This window comes from Streptomyces abyssomicinicus, from assembly GCF_008974245.1.
GTDB lineage: Bacteria > Actinomycetota > Actinomycetes > Streptomycetales > Streptomycetaceae > Streptomyces > Streptomyces abyssomicinicus.
Window position 1 is genome coordinate 422,217 of record NZ_BBZI01000005.1, and the last position, 23,821, is coordinate 446,037.

The window sequence follows — 23,821 nt, forward strand, 5'->3', positions numbered from 1 at the left end:
GTGGTGCTCCGGCCCAGGTGGTGCTCCGGCCGAGGCCCCCTCCCGCGGCCGCGGGAGGGGGCCGGCGCCCCGGGGCGCCGGATCGGCGTCAGGAAGGCGGGGTGTCGTGGCGGTGGCGGAGGTCGCGGCGGGCCAGGGGCCGGGTCGCCGGGCCCTGGAGGACGGAGCCGTCGGGGGCGAAGCGGGAGCCGTGGCACGGGCACTCCCACGCGCGTTCGGCGGCGTTGAACCCGACCAGGCAGCCGAGGTGCGTGCAGCGGGCCGAGACCGCGTGCAGCGCCCCTTCGTCGTCCCGGTGGACGGCCAGCGACTCACCGCCGACCCGCACCACCGCCCCGTCCCCCGGCTCGATGTCCTCGACCGGCGTCGGCCGGCACGCCGCCGCCAGCCGGTCGCCGACGAAGTGCTTGGCCACCTCCGTCTGGGTCCGGAGGAACCGTGGCGCCTCCCGGACCACCGGCAGCACCCGGCGCGGGTCGTACAGCGCGGCCCACGGGCTGGTGCCGCCGTCGATCAAGGTGGCGAGCAGGCGGCCGGCCATGACGCCGCCGCTCATGCCCCAGCCGCGGAACCCGGTGGCCACCCACAGCCCCCGCGCCCCCGGGTGGAGCGGCCCGACCAGCGGCACCGTGTCGGTGGCGTCGGTGTCCTGCGTGGCCCAGCCGTACGCCGGCTCGACGCCGGGGAAGTTGGCCACCGCCCAGTCCGCGAGCCGCCGGAAACGTTCCTCCGGGTCGCCGGTGCCGGGCAGGACGTGCTCGCCGGTGACGATCAGCAGCCGCTTCCCCGGGGCGTCCAGCGGCGCGGTCCGCACCGACCGGGTGTTCTCCTCGGAGGTGATGTACATGCCGTCCGGGTCCAGGGAGTCCGGCATCCGCCCGGCCACCACGAACTCGCGGCGCGGCTTCAGCCGGGAGAACAGCAGGGCCCGGTCGAAGACCGGGTAGTGGGTCGCGACCACGACGTCCCGGGCGCGCACCACGTTGCCGGTGTCCGTCTCCAGGAGGTGCGGTTCGCCCTCGGTGAGGCCGGTGACGCGGGTGTTCTCCAGGATCAGCGCCCCCTGCGCGGCCAGGTCGGCGGCGATCGCCAGCAGGTAGGAACGCGGGTGGAACTGGGCCTGCCCGTCGACCCGCACTGCCCCGGCCACCGGGAACGGCAGTCCTGTGACCTGCGTGAACACGGCCGGCAGTCCCGCCGCCCGGGCCGCCTCCGCCTCCGCCTTGGCCTCGTCGGCCCGGGCGGGGTCGGTGACGTAGGAGTACGCGCTGCGGGGTTCCCAGTCGCAGTCGATGCCGAGTTCCTCGACCAGGGCCGCGGCGTGCTCGACCGCCTCGGTCTGCGACCGCGCGTACAGGCCGGCCCCTTCGGCGCCGCGGGTCCTGCGCAGCCGTGCGTAGACCATGCCGTGCAGGGCGGTCAGCTTGGCGGTGGTGTACCCGCTGACACCGCCGGCCAGCCGGCCCGCCTCCAGCACGGCCACGGTCCGGCCGGCGCGCATCAGCTCGTGGGCCGTGCTGAGACCGGCCATGCCCGCGCCGATGATCGCGACGTCCACGTCCACGTCGGAGGCCAGGGAGGGATACGGCTCGTCGCCGGGGGCCGTCCGCATCCAGTAGGACGGTCCGAGCGGAGGGTAACGAGTGCTCATGCCGCGCCGGGTACCCCGGGCCCGCCCGATCAGTGCCGGTCCGATCGACGCCGGTCCGCCCGAGCCGTCCTCGAACGGTGCTGCCTCGCTCGGACCGTCCCGCTCGAGTCGCCCCGGGCGGGCGGGCCGCCCGGGCGGGCCCGGGGGCGCGGCGGCCGTCGGCCGGGTCCCGCCCGGGCGGGACGGTCAGGCCTCGACCAGCGGCTTGGCGTCGCGGGCCAGCGCCGTCAGCCGCGAGATGGCCCGGAAGTACTTCTTCCGGTACCCCCCGGCCAGCATCTCCGCGCTGAACAGCTCGTCGAACGGCGCCCCCGAGGCCACCACCGGCACCTCACGGTCGTACAGCCGGTCGGCCAGGACCACCAGCCGCAGCGCCGTGGACTGGTCCGGCACGGCCGTCACACCGGTGAGGCAGACCGCGGCCAGGTCGTCGGTCAGCGCGCCGTACCGGCTGGGGTGGACCCGTGAGAGGTGGTCGAGCAGCGCGGGGAAGTCGTCCAGGGTGGCCTCCGGCGTGGCTTGGGCGACGCGCCGCACCTGCTCGTCGGAGAACGGCGGCGGCGCCTCCGGCAGGCCCCGGTGGCGATAGTCCTCGCCGTCGATGCGCAGGGCGCGGAAGTGCGCGGACAGGCCCTGGATCTCGCGGAGGAAGTCCGCCGCCGCGAACCGGCCCTCGCCCAGCTTGCCCGGCAGCGTGTTGGAGGTGGCGGCCAGCGCGACCCCGGCCTCCACCAGCTTCCCCAGCAGCGTGGACACCAGCACGGTGTCGCCCGGGTCGTCCAGCTCGAACTCGTCGATGCACAGCAGCCGGTGCCCGGAGAGGGTCTTCACGGTCTGCTGGAAGCCCAGCGCGCCCACCAGGTTGGTCAGCTCGACGAAGGTGCCGAACGCCTTCAGCGCCGGTTCCGCCGGGGTGGCGTGCCACAGCGACGCGAGCAGGTGGGTCTTGCCGACGCCGTACCCGCCGTCCAGGTAGACGCCGCGCGGTCCGGCCGGGGCGGCCGGCTTCGCCCTGCCGCGGCCGAACAGCCGGCGCATCGCACCGCCGCCGCCGTCCGCCGGGGCCCCGTCGAGAGAGGCGGCGAACCCCTCGAGGACGCGGACCGCCTCGGTCTGGCTCGGCTGGTTCGGGTCCGGTATGTACGTCCCGAAGCGGGCCGAGCCGAAACGCGGCGGCGGCACCATCTCCGCCACCAGGCGGTCGGCGGGAACGTGGGGTTCACGGGCGCACAGGGACTGCGGGGCCGTTTCGGCTATGGGTCCGCGACCGGCGGCGGAGGGGGAAGGCGACACGCTTCCCCATGTTAAGCGGCATGTCACACTGCGTGTCATGCGACGCCTGTTCCCTGTGACCCAAGAGACAGCCACCGCCCCGGCCGCCGCCGACCGCGAGTGGACCCTCGACGAACTGGCCGACGCCTACGCGTACCCGACCCACCCCACCGACCCGCAGGGCGGGCCCGGCAGCCGAGAGCCCTGGCTGCGCGCCAACATGGTCTCCACCCTCGACGGCGCGGCCCAGCACGACGGCCGCTCGCACCCCATCTCCAGCGCCGCGGACATGCGGATCTTCGGCACGCTGCGGGCCCTGGCCGACGTCGTCGTGGTCGGTGCCGAAACGGTCCGGCAGGAGGGGTACCGGCCCGCCCGCGCCCGCAAGGAGTTCGCCGCCCGCCGCGAGGCGTCCGGGCAGGGGCCCGCGCCCGCGATAGCCGTCGTCTCCGCGGGCCTGGAGCTGGACTTCTCCCTGCCGCTGTTCACCTCGCCGACGACGCCCACCCTGATCCTCACCGGCGCCGCCGCCGACCCGCACCGGGTCGCCGCCGCCGAGAAGGCGGGCGCCCGCGTGGTGGTGGCGGGCGACGGCATGGGCGTGGACCCGGCCCGCGCGGTGCACGCGCTGGCGGGGCTCGGCCACACCCGGCTGCTCACCGAGGGCGGACCCCGGCTGCTGGGCCAGATGGTCGCCGCGGGCGTGCTGGACGAGCTGTGCCTCACCGTCGCCCCGATGCTCACGGCCGGCGACGCCCAGCGCGTCGCGGGCGGCCCCTCCGTGGCCGTGCCGCACCGCTTCGTGCTGGGCTCGCTGCTGGAGGAGGACGGCTTCCTGTTCAGCCGCTACCACCGGCCCTGACCGGCCCGGACAGGCTCCGACCGGCCCGGAGGCGCCCGTTCGGCCGGGATTGAGGCGCGGGATCGGTGGAACATGGAGATCCTCCGGGCCCGGCCCGAGCCGACGGAAATCCTCGGTCCGCGCCGGAGCGAACGGGCAGGATGGTTTCAGCAGCGGCATGCGGCGCCGCTGCCCGGCCACGGACGACAGCGGGCCCCTCAGGTCCGTGAGTGGAGAAAAGGGGCGCCTGACGTGTTCACCAGCGTTTTGATGATCGAGAAGGCTCTGACCTCGGCCGACGTGGAGTTCGTCACCACGTTGCACGGCGACGAGCCGGTTTCCTTCCATGTCCTCCTCCAGCCCCGCGGAGACCAGGCCGACCGGCTGCTCCGCGCCATCGACGACATCGCCCTCGGCGCGCTGGACGAGGCGGCCCGGGAGGCCGCCCAGCCGGAGGGCAAGGACGCCGCCGAGCAGGGACGCCAGGCCCTCGACATCTCGCTGGTGGCGCTGCGCGCCGCCGGGAGCGAGGCGGAGGGGCGGCTGATCGAGGACCACCCGCTGGACGCGCTGAGATCCGTCGTCGAGGAGGTCGGCGCGGACGAGGTGATCGTGCTGACCGACCCGCACTACGTCGAGGAGTTCTTCCACCGCGACTGGGCCTCGCGGGCCCGCCACAAGGTGGGCGTGCCGGTCCTCAAGCTCTTCTCGCACAGCAGGACCCAGGGCCAGTCCGCGACCTGAGCGGCGGGGCCGCGCGGCGGCGGACGGGCCCGCGCCACGGCGGCCCGCCGCGGGCGTCCCGCCGCGGGGACGGCGGCCGACGGCGTCCGAGCGTCCGACGGCGGCCCGTGTCGTGCGGGCACCGCGGGCGCGCCGCGGGCCGTTTCGGCGGTCCTGCCGCGGTACCGGCCCGGTGCGGCCGTCCGGGGCCGTGCCGGTCGTCGGTACTAGGCTGTGCGCGGACACGACCGCACCACCGCAGGGAGACACGCATGGCACCCGGCCTGCCCACCGCCATGGACCGACCGCACTTCATCGGCATCGGCGGCGCCGGTATGTCGGGCATCGCGAAGATCCTCGCGCAGCGGGGCGCCAAGGTCGCCGGCAGCGACGCCAAGGACTCCGCCACCGCCGAGGCGCTGCGCGCCCTGGGCGCCACCGTCCACATCGGCCACGACGCGGCCCACCTCGCCGACGACGCGACCTGCGTGGTGGTCTCCTCCGCCATCCGCGAGGACAACCCGGAGCTGGCCCGCGCCGCCGAGCTCGGCATCCCGGTCGTCCACCGCTCGGACGCGCTGGCCCGCCTGATGGACGGCCTGCGCCCCATCGCCGTGGCCGGCACCCACGGCAAGACCACCACCACCTCCATGCTGGCGGTCTCGCTGAGCGCCCTCGGCCTGGACCCGTCGTACGCCATCGGCGGCGACCTGGACGTGCCGGGGTCCAACGCCGCGCACGGTTCGGGCGAGATCTTCGTCGCCGAGGCGGACGAGTCGGACCGCAGCTTCCACAAGTACGCCCCCGAGGTCGCCATCGTCCTCAACGTGGAACTCGACCACCACGCCAACTACGCGTCCATGGAGGAGATCTACGACTCCTTCCGGATCTTCGCCGGCCGGATCGTCCCCGGCGGCACGCTGGTGATCTCCGCCGACCACGAGGGCGCCCGCGAACTCACCGCCCGCCTGGCCGGCACCGGCATCCGCACGGTGACCTACGGCGAGTCCCCGGACGCCGACGTCCGGGTCGGCGCCGTCGTCGCCAAGGGCCTGACCAGCGACGTCACCGTGCAGATCGACGACGCGCCGCTCACCTTCACGGTCTCGGTGCCCGGCCGCCACTACGCCCACAACGCGGTCGCCGCCCTCGCGGCGGGCGTGGCGCTCGGCATCCCGGCCGAGGAGCTGGCGCCCGCGATCGCCGCCTACAAGGGCGTCAAGCGGCGGCTCCAGCTCAAGGGCGAGGCGGCCGGGGTCCAGGTGATCGACTCCTACGCGCACCACCCGACCGAGATGACCGCGGACCTCGAGGCGATGCGCGCCGGGCTTCCCGTGGGCGGCCGGATACTGGTTCTGTTCCAGCCGCACCTGTTCTCCCGCACCCAGGAGCTCGGCACCGAGATGGGCCAGGCGCTCGCCCTCGCCGACGCCTCCGTGGTCCTCGACATCTACCCGGCCCGCGAGGACCCGATCCCGGGCATCACCAGCGAGCTGATCATCGACGCCGCCCGCGAGACCGGCGCCGACGTCACCGCCGTCCACGACAAGGCCGAGGCCCCCGGGGTGATCGCGGGAATGGCCAAGCCCGGTGATCTCGTTCTCACCATGGGAGCGGGCGACGTCACCGACCTCGGCCCGCTGATCCTGGACCGTCTCGCAGAGCAGAACCGGTAGAAGGGGAGGCGCACACCATGGCCTACGAGATCGACAAGCCCGACGAGCAGTGGCGCGCGGAACTCAGCCCCGAGGAGTACGCCGTCCTGCGCCAGGCCGGCACCGAGCGCCCCTTCACCGGCGAGTACACCGACACCAAGGCGAAGGGCGTCTACTCCTGCCGCGCCTGCGGGGCCGAACTCTTCACCTCGGGCACCAAGTTCGAGTCCCACTGCGGCTGGCCGTCCTTCTACGACCCGAAGGACTCCGACGCGGTCGAACTGATCCAGGACACCTCGCACGGCATGGTCCGCACCGAGGTCCGCTGCGCGCGCTGCGGTTCCCACCTGGGTCATGTCTTCGAGGGCGAGGGCTACCCGACGCCGACGGACCAGCGGTACTGCATCAACTCGATCTCCCTGCGGCTGGAGCCGGCGCAGGACTGAGCCGTCCTCGTCCCCCCTGCCGCCCGGGCCCCGGTCGCACGTCGGCCGGGGCCCGGTGCGTCGGGAGCCGCGCGGCCGTCGCCGGCCGGACGGCAGTACGCGTCATACGCCCCCGACATCCCGCTGACCGAGGCGCAGGATTCCCGCGCCGCCAACCATCAGCACCCCCGGTTCCCGACGAGCAGGAACGCCTCACCCGGACACAGGAGCGGCCGGCCGCCGTGCGGGCGGCGGGCGTCGACCCGGCGGCGATGCTGCGACCGCCGCTGCACCAAGGCGCGTACGACCAGCGGCTGGGCACGGTGTACACGGCCCACTGCCGTCCGGCGGAAGGCCGCGTCACCTACCGCTGGTCCGGGGAGAGCTGGGAACAGTCCTTCGCCGCGTTCTCCCCGGGCTCCCGCACCGTCACCCTGGGGCTTGAGGTGCCGAACCCGCCGGACGCGCACGGGCACGCCGTATGACCGGCCAGGTGGACGTCCCCGGCGGCGACGCCGGGGACGTCGGCGGCGGTGGGGACGCGGCGGCGGAGCGGGCCGTCGCCGCGTCGGACGGCCCGCCCGTCAGCCGAAGAAGCCTTCGACGGCGTCCTCGACGGCCTCCTCGACGAACTCCTCGGCCGTCTCCTCCACGATCTCCTCGATGAACTCCCCGAAGATGTCGTCCATGCGGCTGATCCCCTCCATGTCGGCGTGACAGCCCGTGGCGCGTTGGCCAAAGGCTCTCGGGCATCCTCTCAACTCGACGCGCCCGAAGGCCAGTTCTTCCTGGATCTTGTTCCGAACACCGGCCGACGGCCGGGGAGTCCCGTGACGAGGGTGTGGGGCGGGCCCCCACCGGCACCGGCACGCCCGCGGGATCAGCGCAGCAGGGTGTCGACGAAGGGGCCGGACACCACGTGGTGGGGGTCGAGCCGCTCCAGGGTCGCGACGGCCTCGTCCCAGCCCGGGCCGCCCCCGGCGCGCAGGGAGGCGGGGACGGTGTGGGCGAGGACGTCCGGGTCGGACCACGCGGCGGTGTCGGTGTAGGCCCAGCCCTTGGACCACTCCGCCCGGACCGTCGCCCGGTCCCCGTCCAGGGCGAACAGGAACTGCTCGAGCTCCCGGTAGAAGCGGTGCAGAGCAGGCGTGCCCGGCAGGGAGAGGACGTCGATCCACACGGCGGTGTCGACGTCCGGCCGGTCGGGGCGCGGCCGCACGGCGGACAGCAGAGGTGGCCGCGCGCCGGGTACGCCGCACACGGACGGGTCCTCCAGGCCGGTCACGCGGATCTCCACCTGGCCGTTGACCGGGTACTCGCCGCGCGCCGCGTACGCGGCGAGCAGCGTGCGGTAGAAGTCGGCGAATTGGCTGACCACCCACTGCAGATCGGCGCGGCGGACGAGCACGGCGTAGCCGTTGGCCGTCTCGCGCAGCGTGGTGGGCCGGATGTACTGCAGCAGGTTGCGGGAGGCGCCCCACAGGTCCGACCGCAGCCCGCCCGCCAGCAGGTGGGTCAGGACGTCACCGGTCAGCAGGTCCCGCACGAGGTCGCCGGAGAGCAGGACGTCGGTGATGTCGCCGGTCAGCGCCACCTTGGCGAGCAGGTACTGCACCTGACCGAAGAGCGGCGCGCTCGCCCAGGCCCCCGAGACCAGGGATCCGGCCAGCCGGGCCACCGGCTCGGGGAGGGAGTCGGAGAACGGGTAGTTGTACGGCTCGTCGACCGCGCGCGAGCCCAGCGGCCGTCGCGGAGCGACGCTCCAGACCTTCAGCCAGGGCTTGTCGGTGAAGGCGAACCAGATCGCCTCCGCCCGGCCGGTCCGGTCGACGAAGCCGGCCAGGGTCCGCTTCCCGGCCGCGTCGGCGGGGGCGGCGAACAGTTCGGCGGCCGGGATGTCCAGGAGGGACTGGCAGCGCAGGTTCTGGTCGGCGCCCACGCGCAGGACGGCCTCGGTGACGAGCGAACGGCCGAGGTGGACGAGGAGCGCGTCGCAGTCGGGGTCCGTCCGGCCGACGGTCCGCAGCACGTAGCGGCCGGTGCCCTGGTCCCAGACGACCGCGGTCAGCTCGGTGACCAGGTTGCTCAGCGAGCCGTAGCCGTGGCCGGGCGGCGTGCTCCCGCCGGTGGCGGGGACGGCCGTACCGTGCGCGCCGACGGCGAGCGCGCCGCCGACCGACAGCTGCCCGGGCGCCGGCGCGGCGGTGACTCCGTGACCGGCCGCGCCGGCGAACGCGAGCAGGTCCTCCAGGGTGGCGCCCGTCTGGACCCTGACCTCGGCCGAGCCGTCGGCGGCCCGCCGCTCCAGCGACATGGCGGTGAGGTGCGCGGTGGTGTCCAGCAGGACGACCCGGGTCGCGGCCGGTGTGCCGTCGGCCACCGTGAGCGGCGCCCAGCCGTGCCGTTTGCCCTGCGCGCGTACCGTCCAGCCCGCGCCGTGCGCCCAGTTGACGATGGAGAGCACGTCCTGCGGGTGGCGCGGGGCGCACGTCCACAACTGGTCGGTGCGGATCTCGCCGGCCCAGTTCTCGTAGACGCGGCGGTAGACGTCGGGTCCGGCCGGGAAACCCGGCGGCGGCGGGGGCGCGTCGGCGGCGTACGCGCCGCCGGGCCGGACCAGCCCGCGCAGCAGCCACACCGCGCCGCCCGCGGCGGCCGACGACGCGAGCAGTCGGCGCCGCGACAGCCCGTCGCCGTGAACCGAAGATACGTCCGCCATGCCGGAGACCTCCCCTGTCCCACCGGACCCGGCCGTGCCGGGCCGGACGGGTGCACACGCTATCCGCCGACGGACCCCGGGTGCCCGGGTCTTCGCGGTTTCCTCACGTGGTGACCGCCGCGTCCCGCGACGGTGCGCGCGGATGCCGCCGCGCTCGGGGACGCTCGCCTGTTCGAACGGCCGATATCCTGGCGCGATGGTGGACGGAACGGGTGACGAGCCGCAGACGGACGGACGCTCCACCCGCTGGCACAAGCACAAGGAACAGCGTCAGGGCGAGCTGGTGGACGGGGCGGTCGCGCTCATCGAGGAGGAGGGCGCGCACTTCCGGATGCAGCGCCTGGCCGAACGCATGGGGCTGCCCCGGTCCGTGCTCTACCGGCACTTCAAGGACCGTGCGTCACTGGACGAGTCGATCCGCCGCAGGGTGGTGGAGTCCTTCGTGCGGCGCATGGAGCCCACGCTCGCCTTCGACGGGACGATCGAGGAGTCCGTGCACCGTGTCGTGGGCGCGCACCTGGACTGGGTGTCCCAGCACCCGCGCCTTTACGCCTACATGGGCGTCGCCGAGCACTCCATGGGGGACGGCTCCCTGGTGGCGGACACCAAGACGGCCATCGCGCTGATGCTGGGCGAGCGGTTCGGGGACGTGCTGAAGGCCCTCGGAGTGCCGCGGGCGCCGATCCGTTCGGTCGCGGTCGGGATCGTGGGGTTCGTCGACACCGCGGTCAACCAGTGGATGCGTGATCCCGAGCCCGAGCAGTCGGAGGACGAGCTGCGCGCGATGCTCTGCCGGTCGGTCTGGGCGGTCCTGGACTCGACACTGCGGAGTCTGGGCGTGGAGTTGTCGCCGCAGCAGCGCGTGTCGGACCTCGAGGAGCTCGCGGCCGCTCACGGCTGACGGGACCGGGCCGCCGGAGCGCCGGTCACGGCCGGGACGCCCGCCGCCGCGCGCCGCAGGGACTCCGTGTCGGTGAGCTTGACCCGGGGCCGGCCCTGCGCCTCGCCCTCCGCGCGCTCCGCGCGGTCGATCGCCCGCCAGGCGGCGAGGTCCAGGGCGTTCGGTGCCACGGTCGCACCCGGCACCGGCGCGGTGAGGCGGCCCGCGGCGAAGTCGTCGAGGAGGGACTCGACCGTCTCGTGGGCGCAGGTCTTGTTCGTGCCGATGAAGCCGGTCGGGCCGCGCTTGATCCAGCCCGCGACGTAGACACCGGGCTCGACCCGGCCCGCCCGGTGCGGGACGGTCGCGCTGTCCTCGTCGAACGGCAGGCCGGGGACGGGCCGGGCGCGGTACCCGACGGCGCGCAGGACCAGGCCGGTCTCCAGGACGCGGGTCTCGCCGGTGGGCACGGCACGCACCGTGCCGTCGTCGTCGGTGCGCAGCGTGGCCGGGGCGACCTCCAGGGCCCGTACCCCTCCCTCGCCGGTGATCCGCACCGGTACGGTCAGGAAGCGCAGCACGATCCGGCGGCGGCCCTCGACCGGTGTACGGGCGGCCAGTTCGGACAGCAGCCGGGTCTTCTCGTCGCCGTCCGGCGCCAGGTCGCCGGGCCGGCCCTCGACGCTCACGTCGACGTCCTCGAGGGCGGACAGCGCGAGGAGTTCGGGCACGGTGAACGCGGCCTGGGCGGGCCCGCGGCGGCCGAGGAGGACGACCTCCCGGATCCGGCTGCCGCGGAGCGCCGCGAGCGCCCGGTCGGAGATGTCCGTACGTGCCAGGGCGTCGGGGTCGGCGGTGAGGATGCGGGCGACGTCGAGGGAGACGTTGCCGTTGCCGATGACGACCGCGCGTTCGGTGCCGAGGTCGTGGACGTCGTGCGCGTGGTCGGGGTGGCCGTTGTACCAGGCGACGAAGTCCGTGGCGGACACGCTGCCGGGCAGGTCCTCGCCCTCGATGCCCAGGCGCTTGTCGGTCGCGGCGCCGACCGCGTAGATCACCGCGTGGTGCGCGCGCAGCAGGTCCGCGTGGGTGAGGGCGGTGCCGATCTCGACGCTGAGACGGTAGCTGAAGCCGGGCTGGGACTCGATGGTCCGGAAGAGTTCGGTGACCTGCTTGGTGTCCTGGTGATCCGGCGCGACGCCGGCCCGGGCGAGACCGTACGGGGTGGGGAGCCGGTCGTAGACGGTGACGCGGACACCCGGGTGGCGCAGCAACTCGTCGGCGGCGAAGAGACCGGCGGGACCGGCGCCGACGACGGCCACCGACAACTCACCCTCCGGCAGGGTGCGTTGCCGGGGGACGACGTACATGGGCGCGCGGTCGGCGTGCGGATTCTCCTTGTAGTAGGCGGCGTTCAGCTCGATGAACGGCAACTCCTTCTCGCCGAGGGCGGTGTGCGGCTTCAGCGCGTCCACCGGGCAGGCGCTCGTGCAGGCGCCGCAGTCCACGCAGGTGCGCGGATCGACGTACAGCATCTCGGCGGTCGCGAAACCGGGCTCGCCCGGTGCGGGGTGGATGCAGTTGACCGGACAGGCCAGCACGCAGGAGGCGTCGGCGCAGCAGGATCGGGTGACGACGTACGGCACGGCGGACTGGTCTCCGTTCGGGCGTTCGGGGGAAGGGTGGTGCGGGGCCGGCCGGCGGCCCGGGCGGCTGCTACTCGGTCAGCGGGGCGGGCTCGCCGCGGAAGCGGGCCGGGCGGCCGTCGATGCGCAGGGCCCGCCACAGTGGGCGGGAGACCCGGTTCATCAGACCGATCTCCTCGGCGAGCATCCGCACGTCGGAGAAGAGTTCGCGGAGCATCTTCCGGCCCGCCTCGGACTTCCAGAAGACGTCCTTGATCACCCGGTCGGGGATGCCGGCCAGTGCGGCGGACTTCTTGTCGGGGATCATGATGACGTCGCACAGGACGCGCATGATCAGCGGGAAGAGGACGGACAGGGCGCCGCGACGGACCTTGCCGAAGTGCGGCACGCGCAGGCGCAGGAACTCGTGGGCGAAGGAGATGTGCCGGGCCTCCTCGGCGATGTGGATCTGCATGATCCGCTGCGGGAGGGGGTGCACCGGCTCCCCGCTGCGCAGGGCGCCCTTCTGCAGGTGGTCGATGGGCTCCTCGCCGGCCAGGATGCCGGTGAAGAACGCCTCGGGGTACAGGGAGCCGAACAGCGGCAGGATCCGGCTGAGTTGGCGGAACCAGCGCTTCCCGCCCGCGGTGTCCACGCCGGTGCGGTTGACCAGCTCCTGGAACATCTGGGTGTGGTGGGTCTCCTCGGTGATCTCGTGGGTGAGATACCTGAACTCCTCGTCCTGATTGCCCAGGTGGTAGACGTAGTCCAGCGCCCCGCGCATGAGGAGGTTCTCGAACTGCATTCCCACCTTGGCGATGACCGCCCAGCGCCAGATCCCGATGCGGATCCGGGTCTCGAGCGGCTGTTCCTGGTACCAGGGGTGGGCGCCCAGGGCGTCCGCGGAGGTGAGCACCCAGCGGGGGTCGCTCGTGTCCACGGCGAACTCGGGGTCGTCCCACCTGATGTCGGTGAAGGGGTTGAAGTTGACGTTGACGGAGCCCTCGGACAGGGTCCGCAGGCGCTCGTCGTAGGCCTTCCTGCTGAGGTTCGCGGTCATCTTCGTCCTCGGTTGTCGGCCGGGCCGCCCCGGAGGCGAGGCGGGTGGGGGGTCGAGTGGTCTGTGCGACGGTGCGGGGCGGCGCGGGGAGCGGTGCCGCCGGCGGTCAGGCGATGCGGGCGTCCGCGTCCCGGGCGACGGCCGCTTCCGCCGCTTCCGGCGCGTCCGCCGCTTGCGCGCCGGAGGGCCGGCCGACCGCCTTGGTGAAGCGCAGCGGAGCGTCCTCGATCGGGGCGCTCCGGAGCATGGCGCGGTCGCGGTAGTAGTGGTTCCACAACCGCCACGGGGCACGGGTGCCCTGGCGCGGCATGACCTCGTCGGCGCGGGTGATGTAGCCGGAGGTCAGCGCCTCGCCCATGACGGAGAACGGTGAGCGGTCGCCGTCGGAGGCCACCGGGGTCGCGATGTCGTGCCCGTGGCGGCGCATGTGCGCCAGCAGGCGGGCGGTCCAGTCGGCGGCGAGGTCCGCCTTCAGCGTCCAGGAGGCGTTGGTGTAGCCGATGACGAGGGACATGTTCGGTACCCCCTCGAGCATGACGGCCTTGTAGAGGACGCGGTTCCTGACGTCCACCGGGCGGCCGTCGACGGTCACCTCCATGCCGCCCATGAGGCGGACGTTGAGGCCCGTCGCGGTGACGACGATGTCGGCCTTGAGTTCCTCACCGGACCTCAGGCGGACGCCGTCGGCGGTGAACGTGTCGATGTGGTCGGTGGCGATGGACGCCTTGCCGCTCCTGAGCGCCTTGAACAGGTCGCCGCCGGGGACGACGCACAGCCGCTGGTCCCAGGGCTTGTACGTGGGGCTGAAGTGACGCATGTCGACGCCCTTGCCCGCCTGGGCCCGGACGAGAGAGAGGAGCGTCCTGCGGGCCAGGCGGGGGAACCGGCGGCAGAAGGCGTAACTCCCGCGCTGCAGGGCGATGTTGCGACCCCGGACGAGCTTGTACGTCAGCCGGTCGGGGGCGCGCAGCTTCTGCAGGACCGAGGTCAGCGGGTCGGTCTTGGGGAGGGTGAGGACGTAGGTGGGCGAGCGCTGCAGCATGGTGACGCTCGCGGCGGTGCCGGCCATCGCGGGCAGCAGGGTGATGGCGGTGGCGCCGGAGCCGACGACGACGACGTGCTTGCCGCCGTGGTCGAGGCCCTCCGGCCACTGCTGGGGGTGGACGAGTGTGCCCCGGTAGTCGGCCTCTCCGGGGAACTCGGGGCGGTACGGCTCGTCGTAGTCGTAGTAGCCGGTCGCGCCGATGAGGTAGCCGGCACTGTACGACTCGCGTTCGCCGGTGCCCTCGTCCTCCACCTCGACGCTCCAACGCCCGGTGTCGCGCGAGAAGTCGGCGCTGATCGCGCGGCGGCCGAAGCGGATGCGGTCCAGGATGCCGCCGTCGGCCGCGGCGTCCTCCACGTACTGCCGGATCCGCGCGCCGTCGGCGAGGATGCGCGCGTCGCGCCAGGGGCGGAAGCCGAACCCGAAGGTGGGCATGTCGGAGTCCGAGCGGATCCCGGGGTACCGGAAGAGGTCCCATGTCCCGCCCACCCGGGCGCGGCGCTCGAGCACGACGAGTGAGCCGCCGGGATTGCCGCGCAGGACATGGTGTGCGGCGCTGATGCCGGATATGCCGGCGCCGACGACCAGGACGTCGACGTGCTGCTGCTCCATCGCGGAAGGTCCTCGCTCTCGCTCGTGGGCCCTGGGAAGACAGGGACGGAAGGCGCAACGCCGGTGGAGGCGTCGGTGGTTGATCGGACACGTGGCCGTGCGGCTCTCCTGCACGCGGTACTCGCAATTTACCTGCGACGCCCTGTTTCAGATACCGCCGGTAACGTGACGCGGGTCACATGATGGCCGGTCATCGGTGATCACCCATCAGCCGGTGGAGCTCTACGGCCGGGGGGCACCGGCGCGGAAGGCCGCGCCGCCACCTGGCCGGGTCCTGTCCCGGCGGGGACTGCTACGTTGCGGCGGTCCGGTGCGCGGGAGGAGAAGCGGGATGGACGTCCTCGGGGTCGACGCCTGCGGCAAGCAGGGGTGGGTGGGCATCAGGCTCACGGACGGCGCGTACGCGGGCAGCCTGGTCGATCTCCGGCTGGAGAGCCTGGTGGCGCGCGCGGGCGACGTGGACGCCGTCGCGGTCGACATGCCGTTGGGGCTGGTGGAGCGGGGCTGGCGTGCCGCGGACCTCGCGGCCAAGGCACTGCTGGAGGTGCGGCGCCACAGCCTCTTCCTCGTCGCGCCGAGGACGGCGTGGCAGGAGCAGCACTACACGGCGGCCGCCGACCGCTGCCAGGAGCTCACCGGCAACCGGCTCACCCAGCAGGCGTGGGCGCTCAGGCCGAAGCTGCTGGAGGCGCGAGCGTGCTGGCTCGCGGACGGGCGGACGCACGAGGTGCACCCCGAACTGTCCTTCCGCGCGCTGGCCGACGGGGTGCCGCCGGCGTACGCCAAGAAGACCTGGCGCGGCCAGAACCTGCGGCGCGCCCTGCTCGCCGAGGCCGGGATCGTGCTGCCGGACGAGATCGGCGAGGCGGACCGCGTCCCCGTCGACGACGTGCTCGACGCCGCGGCGGCGGCGTGGTCGGCGCACCGGATCGCGCTCGGGACGGCGAAGCGGCTGCCCGAGACCCCCGAACGGGACGCGGAGGGGCGACCCGTGGAGATCAGGTACTGACGGGTGCCGCCCGCGGCTCGGGCCGGCCGGGCGGCCACATCCCGCCGTCCACCCTCGAAGTGCGGGCGGACGGCGGGTTGGTCACATCGGTCGGCTCAGCCTCCGCAGCCGCTGACCGAGATGGAGGACACCGCGTTGTCGTACAGGAACAGGAGTTCCTGCTTCCCGCCGGCCGGGATGCTGAAGTAGTAGCCGTGGTGGTCGATGTCGGTCCAGATGCAGACCTGATCGTTGCTGAGGTTCCACACCGAGCTGGCCCGGTCGTTCCACGCCCAGCCGATGTTGAGGATGTCCGCCGGTTCGAGCGCAAGCACGTCCCCGGTGTTGTTGTGGCCGTCGAAGAGGTAGATCTTCCCCCCGATGAAGCCGTCCTTGGGGTCGGCGGCCGACGCGGTCCCCGGCGCCGCCAGTACGAGGGTGGAGGCGATGGCCGCCGCCACCGTCGCGGCCTTGACTGTCAGTCTCATGAGGGTCCTTTCCCCGTGGTGCCCGTGAAAGCGCGGTCGTCTTCGCCGCTTTCAGCGTTCGTTTCTTGAAGGCATTCGGTCGTAGGACGGTCCCCGCGCACAGGTGGTTCGCGGAGATGAGGATGGTCACAATCCTCCGAAAAGGAGGGAGCCGTGGCCTTCTCGCGGTCAACCCGATCGTTTCGGAACGGCGGCGGAATCGCGTCGGCCGCCCACCCGGACCGGCGTGGCCACATCGGGCTGTACCTGGCGGCACCTTCCGCCGGTGTTCGGTCCAGCGGGCGGCCCACGGTCTGCCGGCGCTTCGCGCCCTGGAGCCGGACCCTGTCCGGGCCAGGCTGCACCGCGCCATCCTCGACGACCACCTGATCACCGACCGGAACCGGCTGATCCGACAACTCACTGGTCCGAGGCGTTCTCCTCGGTCAGGATTCGGCCATGGACCAGCCTTGCGTGGTGCGGTGATGAGCGGGGCCCGTCCCCGAGGGGCCGTGCCGAGCTACGGGATGTCGGGGTACCGAGGGCGCTTCCGCTTGAGCTCGGCCAGGTCGCTGAGATCGATGCCCGTGGCCTTGGCAGTCGGGCGGGGACGGGACGCTCTCCCAGCACGTGGGGCGCCAGGAGGACGGGGGAGTGAGTGTGAGCCGCCGGGAGGTCGCCGGCTACGCGGGAGACGACGACCGGCGGCTGCCGGCGACGGGATGGCGGGACTTCGGGGTGTGCGAGAGCTGAGCCGCCGTCCCCTGCCGGCGACGGCGGGTGACGGCCGGTGACGGGCGCGGTGACGGCTGTCACCGCGCCCGCCCGGGCTCACGCGGGGTACACGGTCAGCTGGTGCTGCAGGAGACCGTCGGCCAGGTGCTGCTGCCGTTCTTCATGATCGTCATTCCCCAGTTGTTGCCGCTTCCGTTCGGCGTGGCCACCAGGGTCTGGCCGTCGGGGTAGGTCGCGTTGACGTTCCAGGTGGTGGCGATCTTCTCCGGGGACGGGACCCGCACGGTCACCTTCCAGGTGTTCGAGCCGGAGACCGAGACGTTGAGGTTGTACCGGTCGCTCCACGACGTGCCGGCGGAGAGGGTCGCGGTACAACCCCCGCTCGGCGGAGGCGTGGTGCCGCCGCCGCCCGATCCGTCGGGGGCGACCGCGCGGCCGGTCGACGGGGAGATCATGCCGGCGCACAGTCCCTTGCTCGACAGGGTCTGCGCGATCCGCGGGATCGCCGCGAGGGTGTTGGCGGGCCAGTCGTGCATCAGGATGATCTGCCCGTTGGTCAGCCGGCCCGCGGCCTGGACGATGGCGTCGGTGCTGGCGTTGTTCCAGTCCTGCGAGTCGACGTCCCAGATGATCTCGGTCAGGCCGTACTTGGCCTCCACCGACTTGAGGGTCGCGTTGGTCTCGCCGTAGGGCGGCCGGAACAGCTTCGGGGTGCCGCCGCCGGCGCTCGCGATGGCCTGCTGGGTCCGGGAGATCTGCGAGTCCATGGACGCCTGGGAGAGCTGGGTCATGTGCGGGTGGTCCCAGCTGTGGTTGCCGACCCACATGCCGGCGTCGACCTGGGCACGGACCTGGGAGCTGTTGGACGCCGCGTAGTTGCCCTGGTTGAACATGGTCGCCCGTAAGCCGTTCTGCTTGAGGGCGTTGAGGAGGGCGGGCGTCTGGCCGGACGGGCCGTCGTCGAAGGTGAGCCCGACGTAGCCGTTGCAGGCGGTCGCCCGGTCCGGGGCGGCCTGGGAGGGGCCGGCGGCCAGCGTGGTGGTGGCCGCCGCGGCCAGGGCGACGGCGGCGAGCGCGCCCAGTGCGGAGCGGAGCCCTGCTGTGGAACGAAGCGCGGGAACGCGTGCGAAACGCATGGGGGGATGTCCCTTTCTCCGTGACGAAGGACAGCCGGGACCGATGGCCCGGCCGTGGAACGGGAGTCGGCGGCGCGCCGCTGTACACGGCGCGCCGGAACCACCGACAGTGTGAACCGGCCTGCGCCGGGATTGTCAACGCTTTCGGAGTGGAATTCGAAAGCTTCGCTTCGCTCAAGTGTGCCGTCACGAGACGTAGTTGCTGGTGAGAGCGGTGGGTGCGGCGCGAATTTCACGGTGGATCGAAAAGCGTGGCGGTATGCGGCGCCGTCCGGTGTTTATTGGCGCGAATGTTTCGAACCGGAAAGGCGCCGCATCCGTGCCACGCGGGAACGTGCGGGGGTGTTCAGTGATGTCCGCGGGTTTCCCGGAGCGTCACAGGACGTGGGCCGCGTACCGCTCCATCACCTCGGTGAGCACCTCGGAGCCGTCCCGGGCCCAGAGGCCCTCGTTGAAGATCTCCACCTCGATCGGTCGTCCGGCGTAGCCCGCGGCGTCGACCAGTTCGCGCAGCCGGCGCATGTCCACGCAGCCGTCGCCGAGTTGACCGCGGCCCAGCAGCACGCCGGCGGGCAGCGGGGTCACCCAGTCGGCGACCTGGAAGGCCGCGATGCGGCCGCCGTCGGGACCGGCCGCCCCGGCCTGCCGGATCCGGGCCTCCACCGTGTCGTCCCACCAGATGTGGTACGCGTCGACGACGACGCCCACCTCCTCGACCGGGAAGCGTTCGGCGAGGTCCAGGGCCTGACCCAGGGTGGAGACCACGCAGCGGTCGGAGGCGAACATCGGGTGCAGCGGTTCGATCGCGAGACGCACCCCGCGCTCGCGGGCGTACGGCGCCAGCTCGGCCAGCGCGTCCGCGATGCGCTCGCGCGCACCGTGCGGGTCGCGGTCCCCGGCGGGCAGCCCGCCCGAGACCAGGACCAGGGTCCCGGTGGCGAGGGCGGCCGCCTCGTCGATCGCTGCCCGGTTGTCGTCGAGGGCGGCGGCGCGCTCACCGGGGCCGGTCGCGGTGAGGAAGCCGCCGCGGCACAGGCTGGTGACGGTGAGGCCCGCCTCGCGCACCAGCCGCGCGGCGCGCTCCACCCCGTACTCCTGGACGGGCGCGCGCCACAGGCCAATTCGCGCCACCCCCGCCTTGCGGCAGCCCTCGACCAGTTCGGGGAGGGACCACTGCTTGACGGTCTCCTGGTTGATGCTGAACCTCGAGAGATCGACGTCGGTCACTGGTCCACCCCGTACACCGAGAGCAGGTTCCGCATCCGGGTCCCGGCGAGCGCCGGGTCGGGGAACAGGCCGATCCCGTCGGCCAGTTCGTACGCGCGCGCCAGGTGCGGCAGCGAGCGGGCCGACTGGAGGCCGCCCACCATGGCGAAGTGGTCCTGGTGGCCCGCGAGCCAGGCCAGGAACACCACGCCCGTCTTGTAGAAGCGGGTGGGCGCGGCGAACAGGTGCCGGGCCAGCTCCACGGTCGGGTCGAGGACCTCCCGGAAGCCCGCCGCGTCGCCCGTGTCCAGTACCCGTACGGCCCGCGCGGCGAGCGGCGCCAGCGGGTCGAACACGCCGAGCAGCGCGTGGCTGAAGCCCCGCTCGTCGCCCTCGATCAGCTCCGGGTAGTGGAAGTCGTCGCCGGTGTAGCAGCGCACCCCGTCCGGAAGCCGCCGCCGCAGCGCGACCTCCCGGCCGGCGTCCAGCAGCGACACCTTGACGCCGTCGACCTTGTCCGGATGGGAGGCGACGACCTCCAGGAAGGCGTCGGTGGCCGCGTCCAGGTCGTCGCCGCCCCAGTAGCCCTCCAGCGCCGGATCGAACATCGGGCCGAGCCAGTGCAGGACCACCGGCTCGGACGCCTGCCGCAGCAGCGCGCCGTACACCTCCAGGTAGTCCTCCGGGCCCTTCGCGGCGGCGGCCAGCGCCCGCGAGGCCATCAGCACCGCCTGCGCGCCGGCCTCCTCGACGACGGCGAGCTGCTCCTCGTACGCGGCGCGCACCTCGCCGAGGGACGCTCCGGGCACGGTGAGCTGGTCGGTGCCGACACCGCAGGCGACGTGCCCGCCGACGGCCTTCGCCTCGGCGGCGCTGCGGCGGATCAGCTCGCGGGCGCCCGCCCAGTCCAGGCCCATGCCGCGCTGCGCGGTGTCCATGGCCTCGGCGACGCCCAGCCCGTGGGACCACAGGTGGCGGCGGAAGGCGAGGGTGGCGTCCCAGTCGACGACGGCCGGGCCGTCCGGGGTGGTGTCGGCGTACGGGTCGGCGACCACGTGGGCCGCGGCGAGGACCGTGCGGGAGACGAGCGGCGTGCCGTCCGCCGTGAGGTCCGCGGGCGTCGTGCGCGGCGTGTAGGGGGCGGTCCCCCCGTCCGGGCGGGGCAGCAGGATCGTCACAGCGTCAGCTCCGGGACGTCCAGGCGGCGGCCCTCGGCCGAGGAGCGCAGCCCGAGTTCGGCGAGCTGCACGCCGCGCGCGCCGGCCAGCAGGTCCCAGGTGTACGGCTCGTCGAGGAACACGTGCCGCAGGAACAGTTCCCACTGGGCCTTGAAGCCGTTGTCGAACCCGGCCCCCGGCGCGAGGTTGTCGGGCACCTCCTGCCACTGGTCGCGGAAGGCCTCGGTGACCGGCAGGTCGGGGTTCCACACGGGCTTGGGTGTGGCGGAGCGGTGCTGGACGCGGCAGTTCCGCAGCCCCGCGACGGCGGAGCCGTGCGTGCCGTCGACCTGGAACTCGACCAGCTCGTCGCGGTGGACCCGCACCGCCCAGGAGGAGTTGATCTGGGCCACGGCCCCGCCCTCCAGCTGGAAGACGCCGTACGCGGCGTCGTCGGCGGTGGCGGAGTAGGGCTTGCCGTTCTCGTCCCAGCGCCGCGGGACGTGGGTGGTGGCCAGGGCCTGGACGGAGGTGACCCGGCCGAAGAGCTCGTGGAGCACGTACTCCCAGTGCGGGAACATGTCGGTGACGATGCCGCCGCCGTCCTCGGCGCGGTAGTTCCAGCTCGGACGCTGGGCCTCCTGCCAGTCGCCCTCGAAGACCCAGTAGCCGAACTCGCCGCGTACCGAGAGGATCTCCCCGAAGAAGCCGCCGTCGACGAGGCGCTTCAGCTTGAGCAGGCCCGGCAGGAAGATCTTGTCCTGGACGACGCCGTGCTTGACGCCGGCGTCGCGCGCCAGCCGGGCCAGCTCCAGCGCGGCGTCCAGGGAGGTCGCGGTGGGCTTCTCGACGTACAGGTGCTTGCCCGCGGCGACGGCCTTGCGGACGGCCTCCACGCGGGCGGAGGTGATCTGGGCGTCGAAGTAGACGTCGACGGTGTCGTCGGCGAGGACGGCGTCCAGGTCGGTGGACCACTCGGTCAGGCCGTGCCGTCCGGCGATCTCGCGCAGGGCGTCCTCACGGCGGCCGACCAGGACGGGCTCGGGCCACAGCACCGTGCCGTCGCCGAGGTCGAGGCCGCCCTGTTCGCGCAGGGCCAGGACGGAGCGGACCAGGTGCTGGCGGTATCCCATCCGTCCGGTGACGCCGTTCATGGCGATGCGCACTGTTCTGCGTGTCACGTGCTTCCCTTCGAGGAGTGGCGGGCGGTTCGCTTCCCGGCGGGCCGCGGGCCGCAGGCCGCGGGCCGGGGCCGTTGGCTGTGGTCGCGGGGCCGTCCGCCGGGCGCGCGGATCGGGCGGAGCCGGTGGCCGGATCCGCGGAAGCGCCGTAGAAAGCGCTTTCTGCCGACGCACGCTAGCGATCGCGCGGTGCCTTGTACAGAGGCCGCGGGCACGGACAGGGGTGAGGGCCGGGACGGCGGCGGGGCGGCAGGGGCTGCGGCAAGGGCCGTGCGGGGGCACGGGCGAGGGCACGGGCGAGGGCGGGCAGGGGCCGCGGGACCGAGGGCCCGCACCGCCGGGAGCCGCGATGATGGGACGATGCCGGTGGTCCGGGCGGGGGCGGACCCCGAGCCCCGCTTCCCACCGACCACCGTGACCCCCGGCGCCTGGAGGGCCCCATGCCAGTGACCTTGTCGGACGTGGCGAACCGTGCCAAGGTCTCGCCCGCCACGGTCTCCCGCGTGCTGAACGGCAACTACCCCGTCGCCGCAGCGACGAGGGAACGCGTGCTGCGCGCCGTCGACGAGCTGGACTACGTGCTCAACGGCCCCGCGAGCGCCCTCGCCGCCGCCACCTCCGACCTGGTCGGCATCCTCGTCAACGACATTGCCGACCCCTTCTTCGGCATCATGGCCTCGGCCGCCCAGTCCGAGATGGGGGGCGGGGAGGCGGCCGGGCCGGGCCGGGCGGGCGGGGAGAAGCTCGCCGTCGTCTGCAACACCGGCGGCTCCCCGACGCGCGAACTCACCTACCTCACCCTCCTGCAGCGCCAGCGCGCCGCCGCCGTCCTGCTGACCGGCGACGCCGTCGAGGACCCCGCCCACTCGGCCGCGGTCGCGGCGAAACTGGCGAGACTGGCGGAGGCGGGGACCCGTGTGGTGCTCTGCGGCCGCCCGCCGCTGGCCGCGCACCCGGACGCCGTCGTGGCCGCGCTCCCCTTCGACAACCGGGGCGGCGCGCGTGCCCTCACCGAGCACCTGCTGGAGCTCGGCCACCGGCGGATCGGCCACGTCGCGGGCCCCGCCGAGCGCACCACCACCCGCCACCGGCTGGAGGGCCTGCGGGCGGCGCTGGCCGCCGCGGGCGCCGGCGACGACCGCACCCACCGGCGGCTGACCGTGCACGGCCCGTACGACCGGCGCTCCGGGTACGACGGCGCGCGCGAACTGCTGCGCCGCGACCCGGAGCTGACGGCGATCGTGGCGGCCAACGACACGGTGGCGCTCGGCGTCTGCGCCGCCCTGCGCGAGGCCGGGCTGCGCGTGCCCGAGGACGTCTCGGTCGCCGGCTTCGACGACCTGCCGTTCAGCGCGGACGCCGTCCCGGCCCTGACGACCGTCCGGCTGCCGCTGCACGAGGCGGGCGCGCGTGCCGGGCGGCTGGCGCTCGGCACGGAGGAGCCGCCCGCCGGGAGGGTGGCCGCGGTCTCCGCCCGGCTCGTCGTCCGGGCCTCGACGGGCGCGCCGCCGGCGCGGTGAGCGGCGCCGGGCCGGTGAACGGCGCCGCGGACGCGGTGGGCGGCGCCGCGGGGCGGGCGCCGCGCCCCGCGCTCCGGGCGGCGTCGCCGCTCAGTGCGGCCAGATCGGCGGGTTGGTGGTGAAGTGCCCGCCGAGGAGCCCCTGTTCGGGGTTGGACGGGTCCAGCTCGCCCTGTTCGGCCACGAGCTTGGCCGCGTAGGGCTCGGAGTCGTCCTTGGGCTCGTACCCGAGCGCCCGCGCCGAGGAGAGGTCCCACCACAGGCGGGTGTTGGCGGAGCTGCCGTGGACGACGGTGTGGCCGACGTCCTCGGCGGTCAGCGCCGCGTGGAAGAGCCGTGCGCCGTCGGCCGGACTCATCCAGACCGACAGCATCCGCACCGTGGTCGGCTCGGGGAAGCAGGAGCCGATGCGGACGGAGACGGTCTCCACGCCGTGCCGGTCCCAGTAGAGCTGCGCCAGGTCCTCACCGAACGCCTTGGACAGGCCGTAGAAGGTGTCGGGCCGGCGCGGGGTGTCCACGGGGATCAGGGGTTCGCCCTCGCGCGGGGCCGGGGTGAAGCCGACGGCGTGGTTGCTGGAGGCGAGGACGACGCGCGGGACGCCCTCCTCGCGGACCGCCTCGTACAGGTGGTGGGTGCCCTCGATGTTGGCCCGCAGGATCTTCTCGAAGGACGACTCGAGCGAGATGCCCGCGAGGTGGATCACCGCGTCCATGCCGCTCACGGCCTCGCGCAGCGCCGCCCGGTCCGCCAGGTCGGCGGTGACGACCTCCTCCGTGTCCCGCGCCCCCTCGACGGGCATGACGTCGAACAGCCGCAGGGTGTACCCGTACGAGGGGAGCAGGTCCCGCATCAGGGTGCCGAGTCCGCCCGCGGCGCCGGTGAGCAGGACGGAGCGGGGAGCGGGCATGGCGTTCTCCTCGG

Annotated in this window: 20 protein-coding genes; 8 read left to right on the plus strand and 12 right to left on the minus strand. The window is 73.6% G+C overall.

Annotation, left to right across the window (positions count from 1 at the left end; genetic code table 11):
* Nucleotides 1–88 precede the first annotated feature (88 nt).
* The gene (locus GBN72_RS01735) at nt 89–1,651 is read right to left on the minus strand and encodes an FAD-dependent oxidoreductase (RefSeq protein WP_151769827.1); all 1,563 of its coding nucleotides are present in this window, start codon (nt 1,649–1,651) and stop codon (nt 89–91) included.
* Nucleotides 1,652–1,837: 186 nt separating this feature from the next.
* The gene (gene zapE, locus GBN72_RS01740; protein ID WP_151769828.1) at nt 1,838–2,944 is read right to left on the minus strand and encodes a cell division protein ZapE; all 1,107 of its coding nucleotides are present in this window, start codon (nt 2,942–2,944) and stop codon (nt 1,838–1,840) included.
* Nucleotides 2,945–2,981: 37 nt separating this feature from the next.
* On the opposite strand from zapE, the gene GBN72_RS01745 reads away from it, so the two are divergent.
* The 5 genes from GBN72_RS01745 to GBN72_RS01765 all read left to right on the plus strand — a co-directional run bounded on the left by GBN72_RS01745 (nt 2,982) and on the right by GBN72_RS01765 (nt 7,052).
* The gene (locus tag GBN72_RS01745) at nt 2,982–3,785 is read left to right on the plus strand and encodes a pyrimidine reductase family protein (protein ID WP_151769829.1); all 804 of its coding nucleotides are present in this window, start codon (nt 2,982–2,984) and stop codon (nt 3,783–3,785) included.
* A gap of 231 nt (nt 3,786–4,016) precedes the next feature.
* Nucleotides 4,017–4,508 carry an indole-3-glycerol phosphate synthase gene (locus GBN72_RS01750; RefSeq protein WP_151769830.1) on the plus strand — a complete coding sequence of 164 codons (492 nt, stop codon included), beginning with the start codon at nt 4,017–4,019 and terminating at the stop codon, nt 4,506–4,508.
* Nucleotides 4,509–4,759: 251 nt separating this feature from the next.
* Nucleotides 4,760–6,163 carry a UDP-N-acetylmuramate--L-alanine ligase gene (gene murC, locus GBN72_RS01755; RefSeq protein WP_151769831.1) on the plus strand — a complete coding sequence of 468 codons (1,404 nt, stop codon included), beginning with the start codon at nt 4,760–4,762 and terminating at the stop codon, nt 6,161–6,163.
* Between the two features lie 17 nt (nt 6,164–6,180).
* Nucleotides 6,181–6,588, plus strand: a complete 408-nt coding sequence (gene msrB, locus GBN72_RS01760) for a peptide-methionine (R)-S-oxide reductase MsrB (RefSeq protein ID WP_151769832.1) — start codon at nt 6,181–6,183, stop codon at nt 6,586–6,588.
* Between the two features lie 221 nt (nt 6,589–6,809).
* Nucleotides 6,810–7,052 carry a hypothetical protein gene (locus GBN72_RS01765; protein ID WP_174887057.1) on the plus strand — a complete coding sequence of 81 codons (243 nt, stop codon included), beginning with the start codon at nt 6,810–6,812 and terminating at the stop codon, nt 7,050–7,052.
* 395 nt (nt 7,053–7,447) lie between these two features.
* Here the strand turns inward: GBN72_RS01765 and GBN72_RS01770 are convergent, their stop codons facing one another.
* Nucleotides 7,448–9,286 (minus strand): cholesterol oxidase substrate-binding domain-containing protein, encoded by a 1,839-nt coding sequence (locus tag GBN72_RS01770; RefSeq protein WP_151769833.1) that lies wholly within the window; start codon nt 9,284–9,286, stop codon nt 7,448–7,450.
* A 196-nt stretch (nt 9,287–9,482) separates the two neighbouring features.
* Between GBN72_RS01770 and GBN72_RS01775 the strand changes: the two genes are divergently transcribed.
* Entirely contained in the window at nt 9,483–10,187 is a 705-nt protein-coding gene (locus GBN72_RS01775) for a TetR/AcrR family transcriptional regulator (RefSeq protein ID WP_151769834.1), read from the plus strand.
* Here GBN72_RS01775 and GBN72_RS01780 read toward each other — a convergent pair.
* From GBN72_RS01780 to GBN72_RS01790, 3 genes are all read right to left on the minus strand, one after another.
* A complete protein-coding gene (locus tag GBN72_RS01780; protein WP_151769835.1) occupies nt 10,178–11,812 on the minus strand; it encodes an FAD-dependent oxidoreductase in 1,635 nt (544 codons plus the stop codon). The genes GBN72_RS01775 and GBN72_RS01780 overlap by 10 nt on opposite strands.
* Before the next feature lie 70 nt (nt 11,813–11,882).
* Complete coding sequence (locus tag GBN72_RS01785; RefSeq protein ID WP_151769836.1) at nt 11,883–12,851, minus strand: AurF N-oxygenase family protein; 969 nt, start codon at nt 12,849–12,851, stop codon at nt 11,883–11,885.
* A 106-nt stretch (nt 12,852–12,957) separates the two neighbouring features.
* A complete protein-coding gene (locus GBN72_RS01790; RefSeq protein ID WP_151769837.1) occupies nt 12,958–14,508 on the minus strand; it encodes a flavin-containing monooxygenase in 1,551 nt (516 codons plus the stop codon).
* A 331-nt stretch (nt 14,509–14,839) separates the two neighbouring features.
* On the opposite strand from GBN72_RS01790, the gene GBN72_RS01795 reads away from it, so the two are divergent.
* Nucleotides 14,840–15,517 carry a DUF429 domain-containing protein gene (locus tag GBN72_RS01795; protein WP_151769838.1) on the plus strand — a complete coding sequence of 226 codons (678 nt, stop codon included), beginning with the start codon at nt 14,840–14,842 and terminating at the stop codon, nt 15,515–15,517.
* Between the two features lie 95 nt (nt 15,518–15,612).
* On the opposite strand, the gene GBN72_RS01800 is transcribed toward GBN72_RS01795, so the two are convergent.
* The 5 genes from GBN72_RS01800 to GBN72_RS01820 form a co-directional block, all read right to left on the minus strand.
* Nucleotides 15,613–15,984: a peptidase inhibitor family I36 protein gene (locus tag GBN72_RS01800; protein WP_151769839.1), complete on the minus strand. Its 372-nt coding sequence runs from the start codon at nt 15,982–15,984 to the stop codon at nt 15,613–15,615.
* A gap of 827 nt (nt 15,985–16,811) precedes the next feature.
* Nucleotides 16,812–17,834 (minus strand): polysaccharide deacetylase family protein, encoded by a 1,023-nt coding sequence (locus GBN72_RS01805; RefSeq protein ID WP_151769840.1) that lies wholly within the window; start codon nt 17,832–17,834, stop codon nt 16,812–16,814.
* Between the two features lie 375 nt (nt 17,835–18,209).
* On the minus strand, nt 18,210–19,061 hold the full coding sequence (locus GBN72_RS01810; protein ID WP_151769841.1) for a sugar phosphate isomerase/epimerase family protein: 852 nt from the start codon (nt 19,059–19,061) through the stop codon (nt 18,210–18,212).
* Nucleotides 19,058–20,218, minus strand: coding sequence for a dihydrodipicolinate synthase family protein (locus GBN72_RS01815; RefSeq protein ID WP_151769842.1), 1,161 nt, complete (start codon nt 20,216–20,218; stop codon nt 19,058–19,060). Before GBN72_RS01815 ends, GBN72_RS01810 begins: the two co-directional genes overlap by 4 nt.
* Nucleotides 20,215–21,378, minus strand: a complete 1,164-nt coding sequence (locus GBN72_RS01820) for a Gfo/Idh/MocA family protein (protein ID WP_151769843.1) — start codon at nt 21,376–21,378, stop codon at nt 20,215–20,217. Before GBN72_RS01820 ends, GBN72_RS01815 begins: the two co-directional genes overlap by 4 nt.
* Before the next feature lie 440 nt (nt 21,379–21,818).
* On the opposite strand from GBN72_RS01820, the gene GBN72_RS01825 reads away from it, so the two are divergent.
* Nucleotides 21,819–22,898 (plus strand): LacI family DNA-binding transcriptional regulator, encoded by a 1,080-nt coding sequence (locus GBN72_RS01825; protein WP_151769844.1) that lies wholly within the window; start codon nt 21,819–21,821, stop codon nt 22,896–22,898.
* Nucleotides 22,899–22,988: 90 nt separating this feature from the next.
* Here GBN72_RS01825 and GBN72_RS01830 read toward each other — a convergent pair whose 3' ends face one another.
* Nucleotides 22,989–23,807 (minus strand): NAD-dependent epimerase/dehydratase family protein, encoded by an 819-nt coding sequence (locus GBN72_RS01830; RefSeq protein WP_151769845.1) that lies wholly within the window; start codon nt 23,805–23,807, stop codon nt 22,989–22,991.
* Nucleotides 23,808–23,821 lie beyond the last annotated feature (14 nt).

Coding starts and splice junctions, on each gene's coding strand:
- GBN72_RS01735 (WP_151769827.1), bottom strand. CDS start 1,651: ATGAGCACTCGTTACCCTCCGCTCGGACCGTCCTACTGGATGCGGACG.
- GBN72_RS01745 (WP_151769829.1), top strand. CDS start 2,982: ATGCGACGCCTGTTCCCTGTGACCCAAGAGACAGCCACCGCCCCGGCC.
- murC (WP_151769831.1), top strand. CDS start 4,760: ATGGCACCCGGCCTGCCCACCGCCATGGACCGACCGCACTTCATCGGC.
- msrB (WP_151769832.1), top strand. CDS start 6,181: ATGGCCTACGAGATCGACAAGCCCGACGAGCAGTGGCGCGCGGAACTC.
- GBN72_RS01770 (WP_151769833.1), bottom strand. CDS start 9,286: ATGGCGGACGTATCTTCGGTTCACGGCGACGGGCTGTCGCGGCGCCGA.
- GBN72_RS01775 (WP_151769834.1), top strand. CDS start 9,483: ATGGTGGACGGAACGGGTGACGAGCCGCAGACGGACGGACGCTCCACC.
- GBN72_RS01785 (WP_151769836.1), bottom strand. CDS start 12,851: ATGACCGCGAACCTCAGCAGGAAGGCCTACGACGAGCGCCTGCGGACC.
- GBN72_RS01790 (WP_151769837.1), bottom strand. CDS start 14,508: ATGGAGCAGCAGCACGTCGACGTCCTGGTCGTCGGCGCCGGCATATCC.
- GBN72_RS01795 (WP_151769838.1), top strand. CDS start 14,840: ATGGACGTCCTCGGGGTCGACGCCTGCGGCAAGCAGGGGTGGGTGGGC.
- GBN72_RS01800 (WP_151769839.1), bottom strand. CDS start 15,984: ATGAGACTGACAGTCAAGGCCGCGACGGTGGCGGCGGCCATCGCCTCC.
- GBN72_RS01805 (WP_151769840.1), bottom strand. CDS start 17,834: ATGCGTTTCGCACGCGTTCCCGCGCTTCGTTCCACAGCAGGGCTCCGC.
- GBN72_RS01825 (WP_151769844.1), top strand. CDS start 21,819: ATGCCAGTGACCTTGTCGGACGTGGCGAACCGTGCCAAGGTCTCGCCC.
- GBN72_RS01830 (WP_151769845.1), bottom strand. CDS start 23,807: ATGCCCGCTCCCCGCTCCGTCCTGCTCACCGGCGCCGCGGGCGGACTC.